The 16,923-nt window shown below is 67.5% G+C and carries 14 protein-coding genes; 4 read left to right on the top strand and 10 right to left on the bottom strand.

Annotated elements, in window-relative coordinates:
• Window positions 1-48: 48 nt before the first annotated feature.
• The 10 genes from QQS53_RS09220 to aspS all read right to left on the bottom strand — a co-directional run bounded on the left by QQS53_RS09220 (window position 49) and on the right by aspS (window position 12,595).
• A complete protein-coding gene (locus QQS53_RS09220; RefSeq protein WP_472775549.1) occupies window positions 49-585 on the bottom strand; it encodes a shikimate kinase in 537 nt (178 codons plus the stop codon).
• Window positions 586-618: 33 nt separating this feature from the next.
• Window positions 619-1,842 (bottom strand): chorismate synthase, encoded by a 1,224-nt coding sequence (aroC, locus tag QQS53_RS09215; RefSeq protein ID WP_472775548.1) that lies wholly within the window; start codon window positions 1,840-1,842, stop codon window positions 619-621.
• A gap of 44 nt (window positions 1,843-1,886) precedes the next feature.
• On the bottom strand, window positions 1,887-2,393 hold the full coding sequence (locus tag QQS53_RS09210; protein WP_472775547.1) for a prepilin peptidase: 507 nt from the start codon (window positions 2,391-2,393) through the stop codon (window positions 1,887-1,889).
• Between the two features lie 93 nt (window positions 2,394-2,486).
• Window positions 2,487-3,335 carry a shikimate dehydrogenase gene (locus tag QQS53_RS09205; protein WP_472775546.1) on the bottom strand — a complete coding sequence of 283 codons (849 nt, stop codon included), beginning with the start codon at window positions 3,333-3,335 and terminating at the stop codon, window positions 2,487-2,489.
• 28 nt (window positions 3,336-3,363) lie between these two features.
• On the bottom strand, window positions 3,364-4,563 hold the full coding sequence (gene mltG, locus QQS53_RS09200) for an endolytic transglycosylase MltG (RefSeq protein ID WP_472775687.1): 1,200 nt from the start codon (window positions 4,561-4,563) through the stop codon (window positions 3,364-3,366).
• A 60-nt stretch (window positions 4,564-4,623) separates the two neighbouring features.
• Entirely contained in the window at window positions 4,624-5,157 is a 534-nt protein-coding gene (ruvX, locus tag QQS53_RS09195) for a Holliday junction resolvase RuvX (RefSeq protein ID WP_472775545.1), read from the bottom strand.
• 4 nt (window positions 5,158-5,161) lie between these two features.
• A complete protein-coding gene (alaS, locus tag QQS53_RS09190; RefSeq protein WP_472775544.1) occupies window positions 5,162-7,828 on the bottom strand; it encodes an alanine--tRNA ligase in 2,667 nt (888 codons plus the stop codon).
• Between the two features lie 201 nt (window positions 7,829-8,029).
• Window positions 8,030-9,409, bottom strand: a complete 1,380-nt coding sequence (locus tag QQS53_RS09185; RefSeq protein ID WP_472775543.1) for a replication-associated recombination protein A — start codon at window positions 9,407-9,409, stop codon at window positions 8,030-8,032.
• 68 nt (window positions 9,410-9,477) lie between these two features.
• A complete protein-coding gene (locus QQS53_RS09180) occupies window positions 9,478-10,695 on the bottom strand; it encodes a phosphotransferase family protein (protein WP_472775542.1) in 1,218 nt (405 codons plus the stop codon).
• 67 nt (window positions 10,696-10,762) lie between these two features.
• Complete coding sequence (gene aspS, locus QQS53_RS09175; RefSeq protein WP_472775541.1) at window positions 10,763-12,595, bottom strand: aspartate--tRNA ligase; 1,833 nt, start codon at window positions 12,593-12,595, stop codon at window positions 10,763-10,765.
• Between the two features lie 411 nt (window positions 12,596-13,006).
• Here aspS and ypfJ point away from each other — a divergent pair, with 411 nt between their 5' ends.
• Genes ypfJ through QQS53_RS09155 form a run of 4 tightly spaced genes read left to right on the top strand, consistent with a single transcriptional unit; the run spans window position 13,007 to window position 16,818 of the window.
• Window positions 13,007-13,900, top strand: a complete 894-nt coding sequence (ypfJ, locus tag QQS53_RS09170; protein ID WP_472775540.1) for a KPN_02809 family neutral zinc metallopeptidase — start codon at window positions 13,007-13,009, stop codon at window positions 13,898-13,900.
• A 42-nt stretch (window positions 13,901-13,942) separates the two neighbouring features.
• Window positions 13,943-14,728, top strand: a complete 786-nt coding sequence (locus QQS53_RS09165; protein ID WP_472775539.1) for a CBS domain-containing protein — start codon at window positions 13,943-13,945, stop codon at window positions 14,726-14,728.
• A gap of 58 nt (window positions 14,729-14,786) precedes the next feature.
• Window positions 14,787-15,899 carry an LLM class flavin-dependent oxidoreductase gene (locus QQS53_RS09160; protein WP_472775538.1) on the top strand — a complete coding sequence of 371 codons (1,113 nt, stop codon included), beginning with the start codon at window positions 14,787-14,789 and terminating at the stop codon, window positions 15,897-15,899.
• Window positions 15,900-15,954: 55 nt separating this feature from the next.
• A complete protein-coding gene (locus QQS53_RS09155; protein WP_472775537.1) occupies window positions 15,955-16,818 on the top strand; it encodes a CE1759 family FMN reductase in 864 nt (287 codons plus the stop codon).
• The last annotated feature ends 105 nt before the right edge of the window (window positions 16,819-16,923 follow it).

The following is a 16,923-nucleotide window of genomic DNA, read 5'->3' as shown; positions in this document are numbered from 1 at the left end:
TCCTCGACAAAATTAGGGGTGGGGTGTGGCGGTTAGGGGGTGGTATTCCTACAGGGTCTCCAAGAAGCCGAGGATATCCCCGACCACCTGCTGCGGACTGCGCCCGTCGGTGCGGGCACGGTAGTCGGCGACCTCGCGGTAGAACTCATCGCGCTGGTCGAGCAGCTCCTGGTAGCGCGCCAACGGGTCCTCCGACTGCAGGACCGGGCGGGAGTTGTTGCTGGAGGTGCGGCGCACGCCTTCCTCCGCGCTGACTTCCACCCAGATGACGGTGTGGCGCTCCAGCAGGTCGCGGGTGGCCGGGCTGACCACGGCTCCCCCGCCGAGGCTGACCACGCCGCCGGCGGACAGGGCCTCGGCCACGTGCTTTTCTTCCGCGCGGCGGAAATCTTCCTCGCCCAGCTCGGCGAAGACCTCGCCGCAGGGCTTGCCGTGGGCGACCTCGATCAGCTGGTCCGAATCCACCAGCCCGACGTTCAGCGCCCGGGCGAGCCGGCGCCCGATGGTCGATTTACCGGCGCCGGGCGGTCCCACCAGCACCGCCAGCGGTCGCGGAGCTCCCGTCGCTAAAGGAGGTACGGTCATCGTAGTCCTGGCCTTTCCAGTGTGATTGGTCTTTTAGGCTTCGGGGTTATCCTGCGGGAAGTTCAAGCGCTGGGCGACGTAGTCCTGGTAAGCGGCGATGTTGCGCTTGGTCTCCGCTAAGCTGTCGCCACCGAACTTCTCCAGCACGGCGCGGGCGACGACGAGTGCCACCATGGCCTCGGCCACCACGCCGGCCGCGGGCACCGCGCACACGTCGGAGCGCTGGTGGATGGCGGTCGCGGCGGAGCCGTCGGCCATGTCCACGGTCTTCAGCGCACGCGGCACGGTGGAAATGGGCTTCATGGCCGCCCGCACCCGCAGCTGCTGGCCGTTGGTCATGCCGCCCTCGAGGCCGCCCGCGCGGTTAGTCAGCCGGTCGACGCCGTCGTCCGTGCGCACCATCTCGTCGTGCGCGGCGGAGCCGCGGCGGCGGGCCTCGGCGAAGCCATCGCCGATCTCCACGCCCTTGATGGCCTGGATACCCATCAGCGCGGCCGCCAGCTGGGCGTCGAGGCGATCCTCGCCGCTGATGTGCGAGCCCAAGCCGATGGGCAGGCCGTCGACGACGACCTCCACGACCCCGCCTAAAGTGTCGCCCTGCTTCTTGGCGGTCTCGATCTCGGTGACCATGCTCTCCTCAGCGGCCTTGTCGAAGGAACGCACCGGGGAGGCATCGATAGCCGCAAGATCCGCCGGCGCCGGGGCCGGGCCCTCGTAAGGATCGGAGGCACCGATGGAGATGACGTGGGAGATCACCTCCACGCCGAGGGTCTCCCGCAGGAAGTTGCGGGCGAAAGTGGCCGCGGCCACGCGGGCGGCGGTCTCCCGGGCGGAGGAACGCTCCAGGATCGGGCGGGCCTCGGCGTGGTCGTACTTGACCATGCCGGCAAAATCCGCGTGGCCCGGGCGCGGGCGAGTCAGCGCCGCGCCGCGGCCCGACTGCATGGCTTCGGCGACCTGCGCGTCGTCCATATCCAGCGGGTCCGGGCTCATCACGGTGGTCCACTTCGGCCACTCAGTGTTGCCGATCATCACCGCAATCGGGCTGCCCAAGGTCTGGCCGTGGCGGACGCCGGCGAGCAGGGTCAGCTCATCGGCCTCGAACTTCATTCGGGCGCCGCGGCCGTAGCCCAGCCTCCTCCGCGATAGTTGCTGCGCAATCTCGTCCTTAGTAATCGGAACCCCGGCCGGTAGGTGCTCAAGCAGCGCGATGAGCGCCTGCCCGTGGGATTCTCCCGCAGTTGTCCAACGAAGCATGGCTGTCATTATTTCACGCCGGCCCTGTGAAGTGGTGCATCCGTCTACATTATGGGGGTAGCCACCCACCTGGCGGCCGCCACCGCGGCGGCGGCAAAGAGCATGGCCGGACCGTGTGGGACACCCCGGTCAACCGCCTTCCGGCCGCTTCCGGCAGCGGTGCATAATAATCCGGCCGCCAGGGTCACCAGCCCGGCAATGACCATCGCGGCGAGCACCCCGGCCGTCCCGGCAAGCGCGGCGCAGCCCACCCCGAGCGGGGCCGCGAGCTTGATGTCCCCGCCGCCTAAGCGCCCGGCCGGGCCGGGCAGCAGCGCCTGGGCGAGGTAGACGCCCGGCCAGATAAGCCCTACGGCCCAGGACGGATACTGAAACAGCGCGAGGACTGCTACTGCCCCGGCGGGCAGCGTCAGCCAGTTGGGCAGGCGCCGGGCGCTAAGGTCCCACCAGCACAGCGCCGCGGCCCAGGCCACCAGCAGCCCCAGCCCCACGGCACAGGCCGCGATTGGTGACTCTTCCCCCGTGGGCACGAAAGGCGCAGTGTGCACCATGAGCTGATTCTCCCCCGCTTCCCCCAAAGCTTGAACCTCGTGTAGTCCAGCTTAAGGGATCGGGCGCGGGGCTGCCCAAGGCGCGGTCGTGGGCTAGCTGCGCTTGGCGCGGTTTATTACCGAGCTCTGGCGGGCGGCCAGGGCGTTGTTGAGCGCGTCAATCATCTCTTCTTGCGGGGCGGGCTGGCCCGTGAACTGCTCGAACTGACTGAAGGCCTGGTGGGCCAGCATGATGTGCCCGTTGACCGTCGCGTAGCCGTTGGCCGCGGCGGCCACGGTCAGCGGAGTCGGCCAGGGCTCGTAAATGACGTCTAGCACCGGCGCGTGCGCGAGATCCAGCAGGTGGTCGTCCAGCGCCGCTGAGGGAACCGTGGAGACGATGACCCCGCTGCCCAGGGACAGCTGCTCCAAGTCGGTGTGGAAGTCCGTGGTGCGCAGCTCCAGGCCCAGCTCGCGGGCTAGCGGCTCGAGCTCGGCGCGGCGGTTGGAGCGGTTGAGCACCGTGACGGTCTTAACGCCGCGCTGGGCCAGAGCCCACAGCGCCGGGCGCGCGGTACCGCCGGCGCCGATGACCACGGCCTCGTCCAGGTGCCGGTCCCCCAGCAGGCGCTGCAGCGCGCCGAGGACGCCCTCCGTGTCGGTGTTGTCGGCCCGCCAGCGCGCCTCGCCCAGCCGCACCAGGGTATTGGCCGAGCCCAACAGGCGGGCGCGGTCGGTGACCTCGTCGGCGATCTCCACCGCGGCGAACTTGCCCGGCATGGTCACGGAGAAACCGCGCACGTCGGCGGCGGCCCCACGCACGAGCCCGGGGAGCTGCTCGGCCGTGCACTCCTGCCGGCCGTAGTCCCAGTCCTCCAGACCGAGGGCCGCGTAACCGGCGTTGTGCAAAACCGGGGAGAGCGAGTGATCGATGGGCGAGCCCAATACCGCCGCGCGTGGCATGACCGAGGTCTCCTAGTTCTCTAGTTCTCTAGTTTTCAGCGTTTTCGGCGCTCTCGGAGTCGGCCGGGTTGGTGCCTTGGCGCTGGTGGTCCAGGATGCCCGAGTCGAGGGCCTCGCGGACCTTTTCCTGGTGCTCGTCGAAGTTGTTGGTGAACACGGTCGTGCCCTGATCATCCACGGTGACGAAGAAGAGCCACTCGCCCTCGGCGGGGTGCTCCATCGCCTGGATGGCTTCCTCCGACGGCGACGCGATCGGCGTATCCGGCAGGCCATCCTTGGCGTAGGTGTTCCACGGCGTCTTGCGGTCGCGGTCCTCGTCGGTGGTGGCCAGCTCGACGTCCTCCAGGCCGTAGTTGACGGTGGAGTCGAACTCCAGGCGCATAGGCTCGTCCAGGCGGTTCAGGATGACGCGCGCGACCTTGTCGAACTCGCCGGCCGGGGCCTCGCGCTCGACCAGGGAGGCAGAGGTCAGCAGCTCGTAGGGGCTCACACCAATGGCCTGGGCACGGCCCACGATGTCGGTCTCGTTGTACTGCTCCGCAGAGCGGGAGACCAGGTCGGTCAGGATCTCCTCGGCGCTCATGTTCGGGTCCAGGATGTAGCGGCCCGGCGCAATGAGGCCCTCCAGGCGCTTCGGATCGTCGCCGCGGGCCTTGACCGGTTCGATAGCCCACTCCGGGGCACCCAGCTGCTGCGGGTCCACGGTCGCCGCGACGCGCTCCAGCTCCTCCTTCTGGACGCAGTTGCCTTCCTCGCAGGTGACCTTCTCGATCATGGAGTAGATGCCGTAGCGCACGTCGCCGCCGATGACGGAGACGTCTTGGAGCGTCGCGCCGCCCTGCACGTCCAGCAGGTCGACCTGGTTGTTCAGGTCGAGCAGCGCCTTGACCGCAGAATCTGCGCTCATCTCCTCCTGCAGGCGGTAGAAGCCGGGCTGCAGCGAGCCGGCGTCAACGTTGTTGGCGGCGGCAGTCTGGAAAGCCTCGTCGCTTTTCACCACGCCCTTGTCCACCAAGTCGGGGCCCAGCTCCGAGATGGAGGACCCCTCGGGTACCTGGATCAGCTGGGTCACGCCGTTACCCGTCCCTTCAAAGTCGGTGCGCGAACCCCCCTTGTCGCCCACCAGGATCTGGCCGCCGATGTAGACGATCGCGCCGATGATCAGCACGAAGGAGGCGATCAGCACGGCTAAGCCACGCTGTCGTCGCTTCACGAACTTCGGTTCCATGCGCCTAGCCAAGCGCTGTTCATTGCGGCTCACTAATTTAGTCTCCTGAGGTCGAAGGCTTTATTGGTCTGCGTAATTCTGGTTATCGGATAATGCTCGCGCGCGGGCGTCCAGCCAGCTTTGGAGAATCTCCACAGCAGCGGCTTGGTCAATCACTTTACGGCCCTTCTTCTCGGATACTCCAGAGGCGCGCAAGGCTTGGGTGGCGACCACCGTGGTGAGACGCTCATCCGCCAATCTGACAGGTGCTAACGAGACCATCGTTTCAGACTTCGCCAACCGGCGACGGATACGAAACGCAATCTCCTTGGCGTGCTTGACGCTCTTGGATCCATTGGCCTGTAAATCCCGCGGCAGCCCGACGACGACTTCGGCGACTTGGTACTGTTCGGCCAGCTCAACGAGCCGATCGATGTCCGCACCGTCGCGGTCCTTGAAGCCGGTGACCCGCGCGACGGTCTCGACGGGGGTCGCCAGGCGCGCGTCGCGATCGCTGACTGCTACCCCAATTCGGACGGTGCCGACGTCCACGCCGAGCCGCCGGCCGGGGCCGGGGTCGTCTAGGCCGGGAGTATCCGGTGTGACTTTCGCCATAGACCTACAGCTTCTCCAGCATGTCCCTGACGGCGTCGAAGCCGCGCTCGGCCCCCTCGGCCAGGTGGCCGGAGCCCTGCGCCATGTCCGGCTTGCCGCCGCCGCGGCCGTCGACGTATTCGCCAAAGAGCTTGACGATGTCACCGGCCTTCACGCCGCGTTCCACGGCGGACGGGGTCGCGGCGATGATGAAGGAGAACTTCTCGCCGTTCTTCGCGCCCAGCGCGATAACGCCGTCGCGCTCCTTCAGGCGGTTCTTCAAGTCCGTGGCCACGGTGCGCAGGTCGTTGCCGTCCGTGCCCTCCGGCAGGCGCAGCATGATGGTCTGGAAACCGTTGACCTCGCGGGCGGCGCCCACGAAGTCCGCGGCCTGGGCTTGGAGCTGGGCCTTGCGGAGGCTGGAGATTTCCTTCTCCGCGGCCTTGAGCTTCTCGCTCAGCTGGGCGATCCGCTCCGGCAGCTCCTCGGTCTGGACCTTCAGGTCGCGGGATACGTCCTCGACCAGGGCGGCTTCCTTGGAGAAGTACTTGAACGCGTCCAGGCCGGTGTAGGCCTCGATGCGGCGGGCGCCGGAGCCCACGGAGGACTCACCCAGCACGGAGACCGGGCCCACCTGGGAGGAGGCGCCGACGTGGGTGCCGCCGCAGAGCTCGATGGAGAACGGGCCGCCGATTTCCACGACGCGGACGTTGCGGCCGTAGTTCTCGCCGAACAGCGCCATAGCGCCCATCGCCTTGGCCTCCTCCAGGGAGGTCTCGATGGTGTTGACCGCCAGGTTGGAGTCCACCGCCTGGTTGGTGATGAGGGCGATCTCCTCCATCTGCGCCTCGGTGAGCTGGTCGGTGAAGTTGAAGTCGAAGCGCAGGTAGCCCGGGCGGTTCATGGAACCGGCCTGGACCGCGGTCGGGCCCAGCACCTGGCGTAGCGCGGCGTGGATGAGGTGGGTGGCCGTGTGCGCCTGGGTAGCGCCGTGGCGCCAGGCGGCGTCGACCTCCGCGGTCATGCGGGTGCCCAGATCCAGCCCGCCGGCGGTCACGGTGGCCTTGTGGACCCACAGCTTCTTGCCGATCTTCTGCACGTCGTCGACCTGCAGGGTGGTCTCGCCCGCCACCAGGCGGCCGCGGTCGGCCATCTGGCCGCCGGACTCGGCGTACAGCGGGGTCTGGTCCAGGATGACCTCGACCTGGTCTCCTACCTCGGCCTCGGTGACCTTCTCGCCGTTGCGCACCAGGCCAATGACCTGGGCGTCGGAGCTAAGCTCTTCGTAGCCGGTGAAGACGGTCGGCTGGTTGTCGACCCACTCGCGGTAGAGCGACTCATCGGTGTGCCCGTGCTTCTTGGCGCGGTTGTCGGCCTTGGCGCGCGCCTTCTGCTCGGCCATGGCGGCCTCGAAGGCGGGCATGTCGACCTCGAGGCCGGCCTCGGCGGCCATCTCGAGGGTCAGGTCGATCGGGAAGCCGTAGGTGTCGTGCAGGGCGAAGGCGTCCTCGCCGCGCAGGGTCTTCTTGCCGGCGGCCTTAACAGCAGCGGCGGCCTCGTCGAAGCGGTAGGTGCCGGACTCGAGGGTCTTGAGGAAGGCCTTTTCCTCGGTCTTGGCCACGCGGAGGATGCGCTCGCGGTTGTCCGCGATCTCCGGGTAGGACGGCTCCATGGTGTCCATGACCGTGGTCAGGAAACGCTCGATGGTCTCCCCGGTCGCGCCCAACAGGCGGGCGGAGCGGATGATGCGGCGCAGAAGGCGGCGCAGGATGTAGCCGCGGCCCTCGTTGGACGGGGTCACGCCGTCCAGGATGAGCATCATGCCGGTGCGGGAGTGGTCCGCGATGACGCGGAAGCGGATGTCATCCTCGTGGTTCGAGTTGTACTTCGATCCGGTCAGCTCCTCGGCCACGTCGATGACCGGGCGAAGCAGGTCCGTCTCGTAGACGTTGTCCACGCCTTGGAGCAGGCAGGCGACGCGCTCGATGCCCAGGCCGGTATCGATGTTCTTCTTCGGCAGCTCGCCGACAATTTCGAAATCGCCCTTGCCGTTGCCTTCGCCGCGCTCGTTCTGCATGAAGACCAGGTTCCAGATCTCCATGTATCGGTTGTCGTCCGCGGCCGGACCGCCCTCTTTGCCGTATTCGGCGCCGCGGTCGTAGTAGATTTCGGAGCACGGGCCGCAGGGCCCGGGCACGCCCATGGACCAGTAATTGTCCTCCATGCCCATGCGCTGGATGCGCTCTTCGGGCACGCCGATCTTGTCGTGCCAGATGCTGGCGGCCTCGTCGTCGGTCTCGTAGACGGTGACCCACAGGCGCTCCGGGTCCAGGCCGAAGCCGCCCTCCTCGATCGAGTTGGTGAGCAGCTCCCACGCGTTAGTGATAGCGCCTTCCTTGAAGTACTGGCCGAAGGAGAAGTTGCCGGCCATCTGGAAGAAGGTGTTGTGGCGGGTGGTGATGCCGACCTCTTCGATGTCCAGGGTGCGCACGCACTTCTGGATGGAGGTTGCCAGCCCATTCGGGAAGGGTGGGTTCTGCTGGCCCAGGAAATAGGGCTTGAAGGGAACCATGCCGGCGTTGACGAACAGCAGGTTAGGATCGTCCAGGATCAGCGAGGCGCTGGGGACGGGCTCGTGGCCCTTATTCACAAAATGCGCCGTAAAGCGCTCCCGAATCTCGTGGGTCTTCACCAGGTAACTTCCTTTGACTATCGACTAACGTCAGTAACAGCGCTCAACTTTACCCGCCCCGCAGCTGCGGGTGAAGTTCGGGACGCCCAAATCACCCAGTCCCGCCGGCTTGCTCACGCGCCGGTCCGGCACCGTGCTAGCGCCCGGCTACTGCCCGGCTACTGCCCGGCTAGTGCCTGCTCGGCTGCTCAACCGTGCCCGCTAGCCGCTCCCGCGCCCGCGGACGATGTCCCGCAGGCGGCCCAAGAAGCCGCGCACGCGCTTTTCCGCCCCGTGATCGGTGGGCTGGTAGTAGACCGCGTCCGCCAGGGTGTCCGGCAGGTACTGCTGGGCCACCACACCGCGCGGATCGTCATGCGGGTAGACGTAGCCCACGGCGTTGCCCAGATCCTTCGCCCCGGCGTAGTGGCCGTCGCGCAGGTGGGCGGGCACGAAGCCGGACTTGCCGGCGCGCACGTCGCCCAGGGCGGCATCGATAGCGCCAATCACCGAATTCGACTTCGGCGCGGTCGCCAAGTGGATGGTGGCCTGCGCCAGCGGGATCCGCGCCTCCGGCAGGCCGATGAGCTGCGCGGCCTGGGCGGCGGCCACGGCGGTCGGCAGCGCGGTCGGATCCGCCATGCCGATGTCCTCCGAGGCGTGCACGATAAGCCGCCGGGCGATAAACCGCGGGTCCTCCCCCGCCTCGATCATGCGCGCCAGGTAGTGCAGGGCCGCGTCCGGGTCCGAGCCGCGGATCGACTTTATGAAGGCGGAGACGACGTCGTAGTGCTGGTCGCCGTCGCGGTCGTAGCGCACCACCGCCTTGTTGACGTTGTCCTTGATGGTCTGGGTGTCCAACTCCCCGCCGTCGGGCACTGCCTCGGCCGCGGCCTCCAGATAGGTCAGCACGCGGCGGGCGTCGCCGCCGGCCAGTAGCACCAGCTGGTCCCGGGCCTCGGCGTTCACGGTAATCCGGCCGCCCAGCCCGCGCTCGTCGCCTACCGCCCGGTCCACCAGCGTCTTAAGATCCTCGTCGCCTAGCGGGTTCAGCTGCAGCAGCAGCGAGCGCGACAGCAGCGGGGAGACCACGGAGAAGGACGGGTTTTCCGTGGTCGCGGCGACCAGCAGCACGGTGCGGTTTTCGACGGCCGCCAACAGCGCATCCTGTTGCGTCTTGGAAAAGCGGTGCACCTCGTCGATAAACAGGACGGTGCGCGCGCCGCGGGCCGCCTCGTGGCGGGCCTGCGTGATGACCTCGCGCACCTGCTTGACCCCGGAGTCCAACGCGGACAGGCCCACGAAGTTCTGCCCCATCGCGCTGGCGATGAGCGAGGCGATGGTGGTCTTGCCCGTTCCCGGCGGGCCGTACAAGATGACGGAGGCTTCCCCGGAGCCCTCCACCAGCCGGCGCAGGGGCTTGCCCGGGTCGAGCAGGTGCTTTTGGCCGACCACCTCGTCCAAGGCGCGCGGGCGCATGCGCGCGGCCAGCGGCGAGCCAGCGTGGGTGCTAAACATCTGCTGCCCGCGTCCGGCCCGTCCGCTGGACTGCTCGGCTTCCGGGGACGGGGAAACCCCCCCGAAGAGATCTTCTTGAGCCACGGCGGCTAGCACCTCACTTTCTTTATCAACGTCCGGGTCGGCAACGCGGGGTTATGTACCGCGCCGGCCTAGGGCTGGCCGGGCTCGCTCAGGCGCCGAGCGACCACCGCGCCGAATTCCGCCGCCGGCTGGCAGTCGCCGTCTTCGCAGCGGTTGGCAAAGCGCGACAGTGCCTCGAAGGTCTCGAAGAGATCGCGGCGGATGAGCAGCTCGTCGTCGTTGAACGGGCCGTGGTCCGCGGTGCGCAGGAGGGAGTCTTCCGGGCCCACCGGGATTTCCTCGTGGCCGCGCAGGACGGCAGCGAGCACTTCTACCCCGCCGGCGGACATGGTGGTCAGGCTGGAAAAGGCCCAGCCGACCAGGCAAGCGGTGACCAAATGCTGGATCTGGCCGGCGTCCTTGAACTGCGGCCATAGGCCGTGAACCTCCCGGGCCCAGGCCTCGATGAAGACGTCCGCCTCCGCGTCGGAGACCGGCTGGGCGAAGAGGAACTGCGGGAAGCCGGCGATAACGCAGGCGACGTCGAAGCCGACGTTGCGGAAACCGGCCCACTCATAGTCCAGGAAGTGAATGTTGTCGGCCACGATGATGTTGTCCGGCGACAGGTCGAAGGGGGTAAAGGCGCGGTAGCGGCCGGACTGCAGCGACTTGGCCGCCTGGTCCGCCAGGTCCTTGACCTCGTCGGGGACCGCCAGCCCGGCGGCCTCGGCGATGGTCACGCCGCGGTAGATGGAGTCATAGAGGGCCTTGTCGCGCATGACCTGGTTCTCGGCGTACTCCGGGTGCTTTTTCAGCATCCGCGACAGCAGCAGGTCGTAGTCCTGCTCGCGGTCGGCGGTGCCGGCGTGCATCTGTCCCAGCTCCGCGCCCAGGGAGCGCAACAGCGTGCGCCGCACATCCTCGTCGGCGGACTCTAGGGCCTCGGCGAAGGTATCCGTATTGCCGGAGTCGGTGAGCACCACCGTGCGCTTGTCCACGTCGTGTGCCAGCAGCACCGGCCCGGGGCGCACGTCCGCCGCCAGGGAGTTGGTGAACTGGTAGGCCACGATCTCCCGGAGGAAGGCGGCGTCATCCACGGCGTAACCGGTGGCCGGGTTGTGCTTGATGACCACGGAGCGGTGCGGGAGGAACGGGGAATTGGCCACTCGGGCGCGCAGCACGACCGCATGCCCCGAACCGGTCAAGGCTTCAACGTCGCTGAGCTTTTGCGTTCCCCCAAATCGGTTGGACAATAAGTCCTCCGCAAAGGCGACAATTGCCTGCTGGTCCGGCTGTGCAGTCTCCACCTAAAATCTCCTCCTGGGTAAACGGTAAACCCCGGCACACGCACCGCGTGGACCGGGGCGTGCCGCCTTAGTTATCCGTCGAGTCGGGCGCCTTCGGCTTGGATTCCTTATCCGCCTTGGCGTTCTTTTCCGGCTTGAAGTCCACGCCGGTCTCCTTGCGCTGCGCGGCCGGGATCGGGGCCGGGGCATCCGTCAGCGGGTCGACGCCGCCGCCGGACTTCGGGAAGGCGATGACGTCGCGGATGGAGTCGAAGCCGCCCAGCAGGGAGACAATGCGGTCCCAGCCGAAGGCGATGCCGCCGTGCGGCGGGGCGCCGAAGGCGAAGGCGTCCAGCAGGAAGCCGAACTTCTCACGGGCTTCTCCCTCACCAATGCCCATGACGTCGAAGACACGCTCCTGAACGTCGCGCTGGTGGATACGGATGGAGCCGCCGCCGATTTCGTTGCCGTTGCAGACGATGTCGTAGGCGTAGGCGGTGGCCTCCCCCGGGTTCTCGTCGAAGGAGTCAATCCACTCCGGCTTCGGCGAGGTGAAGGCGTGGTGCACGGCGGTCCACTTGGAATGGCCCAGGGCGACGTCGCCGGAGGCGGTGGCGTCGGCAGCCGGCTCGAAGAGCGGGGCGTCGACGACCCAGGTAAAGGCCCAGTCACCTTCCTTGATAAGGCCCAGCTTGCGAGCGATCTCGCCGCGGGCTGCGCCCAGCAGCGCACGGGAGGACTTGGTGTCGCCGGCGGCGAAGAAGATGGCGTCGCCCGGCTTGGCGCCGACGTGCTCGGCGATGCCGGCGCGCTCGGCGTCGGTGATGTTCTTGGCCACCGGGCCGCCCAGGGTGCCGTCCTCGGCGACGGTGATGTAGGCCAGGCCCTTGGCGCCGCGCTGCTTGGCCCAGTCCTGCCAGGCGTCGAACTGGCGACGCGGCTGGGAAGCGCCGCCGTCCATGACGACCGCGCCGACGTATTCGTTCTGGAAGACACGGAAGGTGGTGTCCTTGAAGAAGTCGGTGCACTCCACGATCTTGATGTCGAAGCGCAGGTCCGGCTTGTCGGAGCCGTAGTACTTCATGGCGTCCGCGTAGGTCATGCGCGGGATCGGCGTGGTGATGTCGTAGCCGATGAGCTTCCACAGGGCCACCAGGATCTCCTCGGCCAGGGCGATGATGTCGTCCTGGTCCACGAAGGACATCTCAACGTCCAGCTGGGTGAACTCCGGCTGGCGGTCGGCACGGAAGTCCTCGTCGCGGTAGCATCGCGCGATTTGGTAGTAGCGCTCCATGCCGGCGACCATGAGCAGCTGCTTGAACAGCTGCGGGGACTGCGGCAGCGCGTACCAAGAGCCCGGCTTCAGGCGGGCCGGCACCAGGAAGTCGCGCGCGCCCTCCGGGGTAGACCGGGTCAGGGTCGGGGTCTCGATCTCGGTGAAGTCGTGGGAGTCCAACACCTGGCGGGCCGCGCGGTTGGCGGCCGATCGCAGGCGCAGGGCGTTGCCCTGGCTCTGGCGGCGCAGGTCCAGGTAGCGGTAGCGCAGGCGCGCTTCCTCGCCCACCTCGCCGGAGGTCGACGGATCATCGATCTGGAACGGCAGGGCCGCCGACTTGTTCAGCACCTCCAGGTCGGTGACGTTGACCTCGATCTCGCCGGACGGCAGGTTCGGGTTCTCCGAGCCCTCCGGGCGGGCCTCGACCACGCCGGTGACCTTGATGCAGCACTCGGACCGCAGGTCGTGGGCGCGCTCGGCGACCTCGGACTCGCGGAAGACTACCTGCGCCAGACCGCTCCGGTCGCGCAGGTCAATGAAGATCACTCCGCCGTGGTCACGGCGGCGAGACACCCACCCCGTAAGCGTTACTGTCTCGCCGGCAATATCCTTGCGGAGCTCGCCCGCCAAATGGGTACGCAGCACTGTTGCTCAAATCCCTTCACACATAGCTTCCTCGGTAGCTTCCGCTTTATCCCCGCCCGGCGCGCCGCGGCCACCGTGCGGCACGCATCACGCAGTGCTCACGGCGCCCCAGCGCCCAGCTCGGCGACGGGAGGCAGAAGTTGACGCCTTCAGTCTACCCACCCACGGCAAGCGGTAGTGACTTATCCCCCACCTGCCGGCAGTAGGTGCCCGCCCGGGGCGGGCAGTGCCCACGGTTTGGCCCGGGCACAGCCACGGCTCAAAGCCCAACCCAAAAACACGGCCACCCAGGCAGTATCCCTCCTTCAACCCCCGGTACGCCCACGGCTCAGCCGGCGCAATGGAACCACCGCGGTGGCGAGATCTCACGCTAAAGAGGTAGATAAGGCTCGGACATGGCACACTTAAGCTATGACTTTTCGCAGTGGCGGTGACATTAGTGGCAAACGGGCGCGTACCGGCGGTGGCGGTCGCGGCGGCGTCGTGGCGGCCGGCGGCGGCCTCGGCACCGTGGTCCTCATTGGCCTGTACCTGTTGCTGGGCGGCAGCCCGGGGCAGCTGGGCGGGCTGCTCGGCTCCGAGGAGCCGGCTAGCCAGTCCGGCTCCGGGCCGGAGGCCGGCAGCGAGTTGGAGCACTGCCAGACCCCGGAGGACGGCAACAAGTACGACGACTGCCGCGTGGACTTCACCGGCGTGTCCCTGGACCGGGTGTGGAGCGAGGTCCTGCCGGAGCAGGCCGGCATTGACTACACCGAGCCGGAGCGCGTGGTCTTCGAGCAAGCCACCCAGTCGGGCTGCGGCGCGGCCTCTGCCGCCACCGGCCCGTTCTACTGCCCGGCGGATAACACCGCCTATTTCGACACCTCCTTCTTCCAGCAGCTGGAGAGCTTCGGCGGCTCCTCCGCCCCGCTGGCGCAGATGTACATCGTGGCCCACGAGTTCGGCCACCACATCCAGAACCTGGAGGGCACCCTCGGCCTGTCGAATTACGACGACCCGGGCGAGGATTCCAACGCGGTCAAGATTGAGCTGCAGGCCGACTGCTACGCGGGTATCTGGGCCTCCCACGCGGACAAGGGCGACAACGCCCTCCTCGAGCCCATCACCGAGGAGCAGGTCGCTGAGGCCATCGAGACCGCCCGCGCGGTCGGCGACGACAACATCCAGTCCCGCTCCGGCGGGCAGGTGGATCCGGACTCCTTTACCCACGGCACCTCCGAGCAGCGCCAGGAGTCCTTCCTGGCCGGCTACCAGTCCGGCTCCATGAAGTCCTGCGACACCCTGGGCCGCGGCGCCTACAAATAAACCCACACCGTATCTAATTAGCCTCCTTAAGCTCCGGACGGGGTGAACGGCTCCCCGTCGCAGGCGGGGCCGGCCTCTACACTGGGGGCCACGACTTCTGACTGGCAGTCCGGCCACGGCGCCCACCGCTTTATTGCCGCTTTCAACGACATCGAGCAACACCTGAGAGCCCGTCTGCAGGCGCGCGACGGGGACTCCTTCCGGCGGCTTATCGACTCCGCCCGGCACGAGCACTTGCTCAACTCCCAGCAGGCCGAGGCCCTGCACGACTACACGAGCCTGCGCAACGCCATCTCCCACGGCCGCTACCACGACGGCGCGCCTATTGCGGAGCCGAACCCCCGGGTCATCGAGCAGATTGAGCGGCTGCGGGACTTGCTGATGGACCCGCCCGGCGCGGTGGCGCGGCTAGGCAACCAGAAGGTGGAGACGGTAACGCCCGAGGACTCGGTGCTCTCGGCGTTGGAACTTATCCGCACCCACGGGTTTTCGCAGTTGCCCGTCTACGACTCCGGCGCCTTCCTACAGCTGCTGACCACCAACACCATTGCGCACTGGGTCGCGGCTGACTTGGGCGACAACCAGACCATTGATGCCCGCACGGTGGCCGACGTGCTGGAGCGGGCGGAAAACACCGACCGGGCGGTATTCCTGCCCAAGACGGTGGGCGCCCAGGCGGCTATCGATGCCCTGACTTCCCCGGCGCGCGATGGCTCCCTGCCCTTCGCGCTGATTATCACCGAGACCGGCGAGAAATCCCAGCGCCCGATCCGCGTGATTACCCAGTCCGACGTGGGGGTTTTGTTGGAGGCCGTGGAGTGGGAATAACTCCCCTCGAGATTTTGTTGACACGTCATAGATAGTTGATCGAGAAAGGATCCCCACCATGCAATTCGGCATCTTCACCATTGGCGACGTGACCACTGACCCGACCAACGGCACCACCCCCACGGAGGCGGAGCGCATCCGCAACTTGACGGAGATCGCGCTCAAGGCCGAGGAGGTCGGCCTCGACGTCTTCGCCACCGGCGAGCACCACAACCCACCATTCGTCCCGTCCTCGCCCACGACGCACCTGGCCTATATCGCCGCGCAGACGGAGCGCCTGCAGCTGTCGACCTCGACCACGCTTATCACCACCAACGACCCGGTCAAGATTGCCGAAGACTACGCCTTCCTGCAGCACCTGTCCGGCGGGCGCGTCGATCTGATGATGGGCCGCGGCAACACCGGCCCGGTCTACCCGTGGTTCGGCAAGGACATCCGCCAGGGCATCCCGCTGGCCGTGGAGAACTACCACCTGCTGCGCCGCCTGTGGCGCGAGCCTTCCGTCAACTGGCAGGGCAAGTTCCGTACCCCGCTGCAGGCCTTTACCTCCACGCCCGCCCCGCTGGATGGGGTCCCGCCGTTCGTGTGGCACGGCTCCATCCGCTCGCCGCAGATTGCGGAGCAGGCCGCCTACTACGGCGACGGCTTCTTCCACAACAACATCTTCTGGAACAAGGAGCACACCGCCAAGATGGTGAACATGTACCGCCGCCGCTACGCCAAGTACGGCCACGGGCAGGAAGACCAGGCCATCGTCGGCCTGGGCGGCCAGGTCTTCATCGCGGACACGGAGCAGGAGGCCAAGGACTTCTTCCGCCCCTACTTCGACAACGCCCCGGTCTACGGACACGGCCCCTCGCTGGAGGATTTCACCGAGATGACCCCGCTGACCGTCGGCACCGCCGAGCAGGTCATCGAGCGCACCATGCAGTTCGCCGACTGGGTGGGCGACTACCAGCGCCAGCTCTTCCTCATCGATCACGCCGGCCTGCCCCAGGAAGTAGTCCTGGATCAGATTGAGCGCCTGGGCACCCAGGTCGTGCCGGAGCTGCGCCGCCGCTTCGAAAAGCGCCGCCCGGATCACGTCCCCTCCGATCCGCCGACCCACGCCAGGCTGCGCAACACCCCGGATTCGCCGCACTTTCGCGTCAACCCCGGCGAGGAAAGCTAGCCCGCCGGCCCCTCCCTGTCCCCGGCCCGTATACCAACCCAAGGAGGTTTTTACTGTGCACACCCTCGTGGTCGTGACCGCCGGCCTGTCCACCCCCTCTACTACCCGCCAGCTGGGCGAGGAGCTCGCCGCGGCCACCGAAGCCCGCGTCACCGCCCGCGGGGAGGGCCTCAACATCGAGTTCATTGAGGTCCGCAACCTGGCCCAGGACCTGACCAACGCCATGACCAACTGGGGCGCGGCGACCCCGGCGCTGGACGATGCCCGCCGGTTGCTCAGCTCCGCCAGCGCGCTCATCGCGGTCACCCCGGTCTTCCAGGGCAGCTACTCCGGGCTGTTCAAGATGTTCTTCGACACCCTGGACCCGCAGGCGATCACCGGCATGCCCACGCTGATTGCCGCCACCGGCGGCTCCTCGCGCCACGCGCTCATCCTGGACTACGCCCTGCGGCCCTTGATGAACTACCTGCACGCCGTCGTGGTCCCCACGGGCATCTACCGCGCCACGGAGGACTACGGCGCGGCCCCGGCCGGCGGCGAGGCCGGCCACGGGGGACTGAGCCCCAACCGCATTAGCCAGGCCGCCGAGCAGCTCGCCGACCTCATCGTCACGCCGACCGACCGGGTGGGCGGCCTGTCCGCCTCCCCCGCGGTGACGCGTTCGGCACCGAACCGCCAAAACGGTATCGACTACGAGGACGACTTCACTCCCATGAGCGAACTCCTCGGCAGTGACGCCGGCAGCAACCCCGACACCGAGGCTGCCACCGGCGCCGAGGCTGTCCCCGGCGCCGAGGCTGTCCCCGGCGCCGCGACTACCCCCGAGCCGGGCGCGGGCTTGGGCGATGCCACCGGGTTTGTCGACGTCAGCCCGAACGCCGCGACTAGTGAGCAGGACGCGGAGGGCCCGGAGAGGTAGGCCGCAACCCAAATGTGGGGTTCGTCACGTAGACTTGGGTGAGAAAAGTTACCCTAAGTTACAATCCACGTCTGTTTACTCAGAGAAAGGTGGCTTGAACCCAAC

Source organism: Corynebacterium sp. 2571A (genome assembly GCF_055700935.1).
The sequence above is the reverse complement of the archived record's forward strand: the minus strand, read 5'-3'. Positions and strand labels throughout refer to the sequence as shown.